The sequence below is a fragment of the Rhizobium sp. CG5 genome (assembly GCF_023701945.1).
Lineage (GTDB): Bacteria > Pseudomonadota > Alphaproteobacteria > Rhizobiales > Rhizobiaceae > Allorhizobium.
Genome location: NZ_JABAEF010000023.1, coordinates 84099 through 92679 on the forward strand (window position 1 = coordinate 84099; position 8581 = coordinate 92679).

The window sequence follows — 8581 nt, forward strand, 5'->3', positions numbered from 1 at the left end:
CAAGCACCTCGGCGTTGCGTAAAGCGAGCCGTGCCGCATTCCTAAATTTTTCTCAGGTCGAGAGTCCCAGGACCCGAAAACCAATCGTCTACACCACGAGCGGATTGATGAGCCGCTCCCGATGCCATGCCGGAAAGCCCGAAGGGACGCGGTTTTCCGAGATGGAGGCACGGAGATCAGGTGGTGGACTGCGGCGCCTTGAACGCCGCACGATTGGGGGTTTTGATGGGTAATAACATTTTCGTCTCGCGTGGGACACGGGCAGGCCTGCGGGCGATCCTTCTGGCGGGCACAGCACTTGTCGTGCTGAACCCGGCCATGCCGGCAATGGCAGAGACCGCCGCCGCACAGGCGACGGCGCAATCGATCTCGGTACCGGCCGGGCCGTTGACGCCGGCGTTGAACAGCCTCGCCGCGCAGACGGGCCTGCAGATCCTCTTCGACGCCTCGCTCGCCTCGGGCAGGACGACCGCAGGCGTCAGCGGCACACTTTCTCCGGAACAGGCCCTGTCGACCGTACTCGCCGGCACCGGCGTCGATGCTCGTTTCGCCGGCAGCAACCAGGTGACGCTTTCGGCAGGTGCCACGGCGACGACAGGCTCGGTTCCGGACGGCGTGACGGAACTGGAGGCCATCACGGTCTACGGGGCACGCAACGCGACCACGCTCCAGGGCACGACGAGCAGCGTCGCCATTTTGAACGCCGAGAGCCTGGCGGAGAGCCAGATCCGCACCACGCAGGAGACCTATCGCCGCATGGCAAACGTGCTGGACAGCGCCACGGTCAATGCCGGTTTCGTCATCCGCGGCATGAGCTCCGAAGGCCTGGTATCGTCGGGCGGACCCGCCGGCTCGCTCTATATCGATGGCATCCTCCAGACCAGGTACAATGCCCGTTTCGGCGCGCGCAACCTCTGGGACGTCGAACAGGTCGAGGTCTATCGCGGCCCGCAGTCGACGCTGTCCGGCCGTGCGGCCATGACCGGGGCGATCTACATCAAATCCAAGGACCCGACTTTTGAGAAGGAAGGGGAGATTTCCACGACGATCGGCAGCAACGATCTTGTGGGCTCGGCCTTCATGTACAATACGCCTGTCGTCGAGGACCAGATTGCGCTGCGCATTTCTGGCGCTTTCGAACGTTCGCATGCCGAGCCCAGCTATTCCGACTTCAAGAGTTTCGACAATTACGACGAGTTGACGACGGATATCAGCGGCGTCCTGCGCGCCAAACTGCTGCTCACACCGTCGGAACTGCCGGACACCCGCGCACTGCTCACCTATTCCTATTCGAAGGATCGACCGAACGACGCGCTTGTCGGCCTTTATTCGGGCCGCGGCGATTTCAACAACAATCCCGTCACCTATACGGAATATCGCTGGACCGAGGTGCACAATCTCGGGCTCGAGGTCACGCACGACATTTCCGACACGCTGCGCTTTACCTCGCAGACCGGCTATCAATTCGGCATCAACAACCGGCGCTCCGTTGATTATGGCACCGAAGGCGTCGTCAACGGCATTACCGGCGAGGACGACAACTCCATTTTGACCCAGGAATTCCGCCTGAACTACGAAGGCGAGCGCTGGAAATGGGTGACCGGCGTCTATGGCAGCTACGAAAAGTGGGATGGCGCCACGGATATCGTTGCCTTCGACTACTACCAGCAGAATGACACGCAGCACCGCACAACGGCGAATCTGGCCGTGTTCGGTGAAGCCACCTACGAATTTGCGCCGACCTGGTTTGCGACGCTGGGCGGACGCCTGGATTACCTGAACGACAAGGACCATCAGCAGAATTATTCCGGTCTGATCGATGCCAACCCTGTCCTGACCGGCGACCCGACGCACCTTACCGAACTCAATTTCGTGCCGAAGGTCGGCATATCCAAGGAATTCGGCGACAATCATACGGTCGGCCTCACCTACACCCAAGGCTTCCGCTCGGGTGGGTCCTATTACGACCGCGTGACGGGCGAACTCGGCACCTATGACCCGGAATACTCCCAGAACTTCGAACTCTCGTACAAGGGAATACTGATCGACGACCGGCTGAGGCTGAATGCCAATCTCTTCTATACGAAATACGACGATCAGCAGGTCGAGATCCGCCCCGATCCCTCCATCCCCGGCTACCGCATCATTTCGAATGCCGCCACGTCGCGGGCATGGGGTTTCGAGATCGAACCGACCTTCGAGGTCACCGATCAGTTCACCACCTTCGCGTCGATCGGCTACCTGAACACCAAGTTCATCGACTTCAACCACGCAGCACTCAGCGAACCGCAGGACGGCAAGTCTTTCCCCGAAGCACCGGAATGGAGCCTGGGCTTTGGCGGCCGCTATGAGTTCGACAACGGCGTCTTCATCGGTGCCGATGCGAAATACACCACCAGCTATAATTCGCGCTTCGGCACGAATGGCATGTACAAGATCGACCCGCGCTTCCTTGTGAACGCACAGGTGGGCCTCAAGAAGAACAATTGGGAAGTCACCGCCTTCGCAGAGAACCTGACGGACGAGAAGTATTACACGATCATCGATCCCGATTATTCGCTGCCCTATGCCCAGGCCGGCAAGCGCCGCTCCTTCGGCTTGAACCTGCGGACGAAGTTCTGATTGCCCAGGCTGCGGGACACAATCCCGCAGCCATTTTCAACTGCTGGCGACGAAATGGTGTCCATCTTGCGCTTCTGTCTCGCTCTATTCGCTTTCCTTCTTCCGGTGTCGTTTGCCGATGCGGCCTGCAGCGGCAAGGCCGTCAGCGAGGGGGTCTACAATCCACCCTTCTGCATCCCGACGGAGCCTAAACGGATCGTCACCCTCGATCCGCTGATCACGCTTGGAATGCTGATCGAGCTCAAGGCACCTGTCGTTGCAACCCCCTATGTGGCGATCACTGAGGACGAAGTCCTCAACGTGGTGAAAGCCAGAGAGATGGTCGATCTCGGCAATCCCAGGGAGCCAAGTCTCGAGCGGCTCGCCGTGCTGAAGCCGGATCTGATCATCGGTTCGGCCGAGGCGCATTCGGCCATCTACGAGCAGGCTGCCAAGATTGCGCCGACGGTCCTGTTCAAGCATATGGACTGGAAGAGATATCTGCAGCGCCTCTCCCAAGTGACGGGCCGCGAAGGCGCGGCCAATGCGTCGCTTGAGGCCTACGAGACCCGCGTCGCGGCGATCCGCGAGCGGATGAAGGACAAGAAACTGACCGTCTCGACCGTCCGTTTGGCACCGGATCGCTTTGTGGTCTTCGTCGACGGACCAGATGCCTACGCCCCTTTTTCCGTACTGCATGAGGCAGGCGTAAAGCGCACCGCTTACGAGACGGTCACCGATGGGACGATCATCAAGCGGCCGGATTGGGAGGAACTTGCCAATCTGGACGGCGACGTGCTGCTCTATGTGTCCGCCAGCGGCTTCGAGAGCGGTCCGGACGACGCTCTCGAAAAGCAGGTGACCGAAAACCCGCTGTGGCAATTGCTGCCCGCTGTCCAGGCCGGACGCGCCCATCGGGTCGATCGCGGTCCCTGGCAGAGCTTCCATGGCATCGCCTCGGCGAACCGCATCCTCGACGACGTCGAGCGCTACATCCTGGCTGATCAATGAGCCACCGGAAGACCGGGCGCATGGCATCGACGCAGGGCGGACGATTGCTCGCCGTCGCGGCCCTGCTCTGTCTGCTGGTTCTTGCCGCCCTGAGCGCCATTGCGCTCGGCACGGTGACCATGCCGCCTTTTACCATCCTATCTGCAATCCTAGCCTTCGATGGCTCGCGAGACCACCTCCTCGTGACCTCCATTCGCCTGCCCCGCGTGCTCGCGGCGCTGCTCGCCGGCAGTGCACTCGCCGTCTCCGGCGCCATCATGCAGGCAGTGACGAACAACCCGCTTGCCTCGCCTGGCCTGCTCGGCATCAATGCCGGCGCAGCCTTCGCGGTCGTTTCCGTGATGGCGCTCTTCGGCGCAGGCGTCGCCGATCTCTATATCTGGTTCGCCTTTCTTGGCGCCGCCATCGCTGCGATCATCGTGTATGCACTGGGCTCGTTGGGTACGGCCGGGCGCTCACCGCTCGGGCTCGTGCTGGCCGGCGTCATCGTCGCGACCTTCCTGACCTCGCTCACCACCGCCGTGCTGATCTTCGACCAGAGCACGCTCGATGCCGTTCGCCTCTGGACCGCCGGCTCGGTGACGGGGCGAACCATGGCGCAGGTCAGAACAGTTGCGCCTTATATCGTCATCGGCCTCATCGCTGCCTTGCCGCTCGGTCGGCATTTGACGACGCTCAGTCTCGGGGCGGATGCCTCGCGCTCGCTCGGGCAGAACCCGATCGTCTGGCGCGGCGCATCGGTTGTCATCGTCATCCTGCTTGCGGGCGGCGCCGTGGCACTCGCCGGACCGATCGGCTTCGTCGGCCTCGTGGTCCCGCATATCGTGCGGATGTGTATCGGCGTCGATTATCGCTGGGTTGTTCCCTTCTCGGCGCTCGGCGGTGCACTGCTGGTGGTCGTCGCCGATATGCTCGGCCGGCTCGTCTTTGGCAGCCAGAGCTTTCCAGTCGGCGTGACGATCGCGCTCGTTGGCGCACCGTTCTTCCTCTATCTCGCCCGAATGCGGCTGAGGGGCAAGACATGATCCGACTTTTCGCCGCCCTCACGCTTGTACTCGGCGTCCTGGTTGCCGCGAGTCTCGCCTTCGGCGATGTGTCCCTGACCTGGCAGGAACTCTACCAAGCCCTGACCGGAACGGGCGATCCCAATTCGCAGAGCACGATGATTGTCTTTGACCTTCGCCTGCCGCGCGTCCTTCTCGCCCTCCTCGTCGGTGTCGCGCTTGCCACGGCCGGAACGATGACGCTGGCCATCATGCGCAATCCGCTGGCCGAACCGGGCGTTCTGGGCATCAACAGCGGCGCGGCAGCAGCGGCCATGGCGGTCATCGTCCTGGTCCAGGATCCTCCCGTCGCGCTGTTGCAGGCGGCAGGCTTCCTGGGCGCAGCGGCGATGGCGCTCGCGGTCTACGGGCTCGCCTGGCGCGGCGGCACATCCTCGCTTCGCATCATCCTGATTGGCATTGGACTGTCCTCGCTCGCCACGGCCGGTACGACCTTCCTGTCCGCCTTTGGCGATATCGGCGACGTACAGCGGGCGATGGTCTGGCTGGCGGGCAGTGTCTACGATGCCAACATGGTCAAGGTGAAACTGCTTGGCCTCTGGCTCATTGTCCCCGTCACGCTTGCCCTCCTCGCCGCGCGCGAGCTGGATCTCATCCGCTTCGGTGACAATTCCGCAAAGAGCCTCGGACAGCCGGTTGATCTCGTGCGGGGCCTGGTGATCGTGCTCGTCACAGTGCTTTCGGGCGCGGCCGTGGCCGTCTCCGGTCTCATCGGCTTCGTCGGCCTCATCGCGCCGCATATTGCACGCCGCCTGGTCGGGGCGTCGCACGGTCGGATACTTCCGGTCGCAGCACTTATCGGCGCCTGCCTTGTCGTCTCCGCCGATCTCATCGGACGCATCATTCTGCCGCCGGCGCAACTTCCGGCCGGCATCGTCACCGGGCTCGTCGGGGGCCCCTTTTTCGCCTATCTTCTCTGGAGACGCCGCAGTGACCATGGATGAGAAACGCTCGGCCAAGATCACCGGAAGCGGAGTCGACATCGATTATGGCCAACGCCGCATCGTCGACAAACTCGATCTCGACATCCCGGAACGGAGCTTTACCGCGCTGATCGGCCCGAATGGCAGCGGCAAGTCCACGATCCTGCGCACCTTCGCAGCGCTCATGAAGCCTTCCGGCGGCAATATCCTGCTGGATGGCCGCGACTTGACCGATCTCTCCACCCGAGATGTCGCGCGAAAGGTGGGCGTACTGCTGCAGGGGCCGGTCGCACCGGAGGGGTTGACGGTTGCCGATCTCGTGCGGCAAGGCCGCTATCCGCACCAATCGCTGTTTGGCCGCTGGTCTGCCAATGACCAGAAAGCCTCCGACGAGGCGCTGATGCTGACCGGCACGACGGATCTTTCCGACCGCTTGCTCGACAGCCTTTCCGGCGGTCAGCGCCAACGCGCCTGGATCGCCATGACGCTGGCGCAGCAGGGTGAAGTGCTTCTGCTTGATGAACCGACTACCTATCTCGATCTTGAACATCAAATAGAACTGATGAACCTCATTACAATGCTCGTTGAAAAACACGGCAAGACGGTTGTCGCAGTTCTGCACGACATCAATCAGGCGGCGCGCTTTGCCGACCATATCGTCCTTTTGAAGGGTGGCAGGATTACCGCGGCCGGGAAGCCCGATACGGTCATCTCCGCCGAGACAATCTTCGACGTGTTCAATGTCAAGACGGTGGTGATCCGCGATCCGGTTGCCGGAACGCCGCTCTGCATCCCGCTCTGAGCCCATCATAGCCGTTACAGAAATGTCACACGTCTTGTGCTTTTGAATAAATCGCCGGTGCCTTGCCAAATCGTCGTACGAAGCAGGCAAACGGAATCGGGCAACGAAATCAGACGTAAAGATGAGTTTTACAGTCTTGATTTAACCAAAGATCGTTTGTTAGTTTTGAATTCTTCTAACCTGTTGCACTTGCACGTTTTTTTGAGATCCGTTAGCCATCTTGTCATAAAGGTTCGGCTATCTTTGCTTGAGCCTGACTGTTGGTTTGGGAACTGTGTGCCGATGTCGAGCTCCTCCTCCACGCCCCTTGTCTGGGACAGTGTTGACAGCAGCGAGTTGCTGAACCGGGCCATGGAAGCCCACTATGCGGAGATCACCAATGCCGTGCGTCGGCGGGGCCATCCCAGCTCCACCGCCCGCGATGTGGTGCACGATCTTTATATAAAGCTCGCCGCCAGGCCGGAGGTTCTCCACAACAAGCGGTCGATCAAGGCCTTTCTCTGCCGCGCCGCGATCAATCTCGGCATAGACCGTCAGCGCCGGGAAACCAAGGAGGCCCGGCTCTTCTCCGGCTCCGAGCGCGAAGCGCTGTCGGTGGCAAGCAGCGGGCACGCGCCGGACCACTTGCTCGAAATCGAAGCGCGGCTTGCGATCCTGCGCGAGGCGATCGCGGAACTGCCGGAACGACGCCGGGTCGTGTTCGTTCTGCACCGCCTTCATCATCTGACGCCGGACCAGATCAGCGCCAGGCTCAACATTTCAAGAAACATGGTGGACCGGCACCTGCGTCGCGCCTTCGCCCATTGCCTTGACCGTATTCTCTAGATTGGCAAAAGATCGCCATTGCGGGCGCAATATCGCTACATGCCCAGGCTTGAACTGATCTAAGAGTCCCAAACGGACGACGTCGAACGTCTAGAGGTCAAAGGATGCGTCTGGAGATGCCTATGCCGGTCAACGGAGCAAATAACACTCAGAGAAAGCGGAACCGCGAGGCGGCCGACTGGATCCTGCGCAATGGCAACCCGAGCCAGTCGCCAGAGGAACGCGCCCGCTTCAAGGAATGGCTCGAGCACGATCCGGAAAACTGTCGGACCTACAGCGCCGCCGAACGGCTGATGGGGGACGCCCGCCGGGCGATCCAATCCGATCCTGCTCTGACCAATATCGAGGTCCGCCCTCAGAGCATGGCAAAGCCGATTGCCGCGACGATGGTCGTGGCAGCGCTTGCGACCGGCGCCTTCTTTGCCCTTGATGGACCGCTGTATCTGGAGGCGGACATGATTGCCGGGACGGACGAGATGCCGGTACGCACATTGGAGGACGGGTCCGTGGTGCAGCTCAATGCCTCCTCGGCGATTGCCGTGGATTTCACCGAGGAGCGCCGCGTCATCCGCCTTCTTCACGGCCAAGCTTTCTTCCAGGTCGCCCACGCGCCCGAACGACCTTTTACGGTCGTGGCGGGGGAGGCAAAGGTGACGGCGCTCGGCACCGCGTTCGACGTGCGCTACGGCCATGACGACACGGAAGTGACCGTGACGGAAAACACGGTGCAGATCGAGTTCGACGAACAGCGCGCCGGCGCCGTTCGCGTCACGCAGGGCGAGCAGGCGGTTTATGACTATGCGAATGCGGAGACCGTCGTCTCACCGGTCGATGGTCTTGTGGCGCTCGCCTGGAAGCGCGGACAAATCGCCGTGGACAATGCACCGCTCTCCTATGTGGTTGAGGAGATGAACCGGCATTTCTACGGCCGGATCGTCGTTGCCGGCTCGGCATTGGCCAATCGCCGCGTCAGCGGCACGATCAAGGTTGCAGACACCGATGACGCGCTTGCCTTCGTAACCATGGCCCTCGGGGTGAAGACGACACGCCTCGGCCCCCTGATCGTCATTCGCAGGTAGGCAGGATTAGAGGGCATCGTCGCGCGACGGCGTAAACGTGTCCTCGGCGCAAGCGAACCCAGCCAGGCTGCGACGTAACCATCGGTCACTTGTGGTGCACGCATGAGCATGAAGAAGGCTCAACCCGAGCACAGACACCAAGATCCTGCGGCCAGTCCCTCGAACTGTGCGGGGTAAAGAAATACGGCCGCCTCAGTGAGGCGGCCGCAGTGTTCTTTTCCGTCGCGTCAGTTGCTTTGCGGCGGTGGTGGTGGCGGAGGCGGTGGGGTCGGGCAC

General features: G+C 61.6%; 7 protein-coding genes. All 7 read left to right on the forward strand.

Translation table 11 applies throughout. The features are described 5' to 3' along the window. The first annotated feature begins 225 nt into the window (after positions 1-225). Positions 226-2622, forward strand: a complete 2397-nt coding sequence (locus HGO38_RS27025) for a TonB-dependent receptor (protein WP_250958913.1) — start codon at positions 226-228, stop codon at positions 2620-2622. Positions 2623-2676: 54 nt separating this feature from the next. Further along, complete coding sequence (locus tag HGO38_RS27030; RefSeq protein ID WP_250958914.1) at positions 2677-3612, forward strand: iron-siderophore ABC transporter substrate-binding protein; 936 nt, start codon at positions 2677-2679, stop codon at positions 3610-3612. Between the two features lie 20 nt (positions 3613-3632). Further along, the gene (locus tag HGO38_RS27035) at positions 3633-4637 is read left to right on the forward strand and encodes a FecCD family ABC transporter permease (protein ID WP_250958915.1); all 1005 of its coding nucleotides are present in this window, start codon (positions 3633-3635) and stop codon (positions 4635-4637) included. Next, a complete protein-coding gene (locus HGO38_RS27040; protein ID WP_250958916.1) occupies positions 4634-5620 on the forward strand; it encodes a FecCD family ABC transporter permease in 987 nt (328 codons plus the stop codon). Before HGO38_RS27035 ends, HGO38_RS27040 begins: the two co-directional genes overlap by 4 nt. After that, entirely contained in the window at positions 5613-6401 is a 789-nt protein-coding gene (locus HGO38_RS27045; protein WP_250958922.1) for an ABC transporter ATP-binding protein, read from the forward strand. Before HGO38_RS27040 ends, HGO38_RS27045 begins: the two co-directional genes overlap by 8 nt. Before the next feature lie 282 nt (positions 6402-6683). After that, positions 6684-7226, forward strand: coding sequence for an RNA polymerase sigma factor (locus HGO38_RS27050; protein ID WP_250958917.1), 543 nt, complete (start codon positions 6684-6686; stop codon positions 7224-7226). Between the two features lie 122 nt (positions 7227-7348). Next, positions 7349-8305 (forward strand): FecR family protein, encoded by a 957-nt coding sequence (locus HGO38_RS27055; RefSeq protein ID WP_250958918.1) that lies wholly within the window; start codon positions 7349-7351, stop codon positions 8303-8305. Positions 8306-8581: the final 276 nt, after the last annotated feature.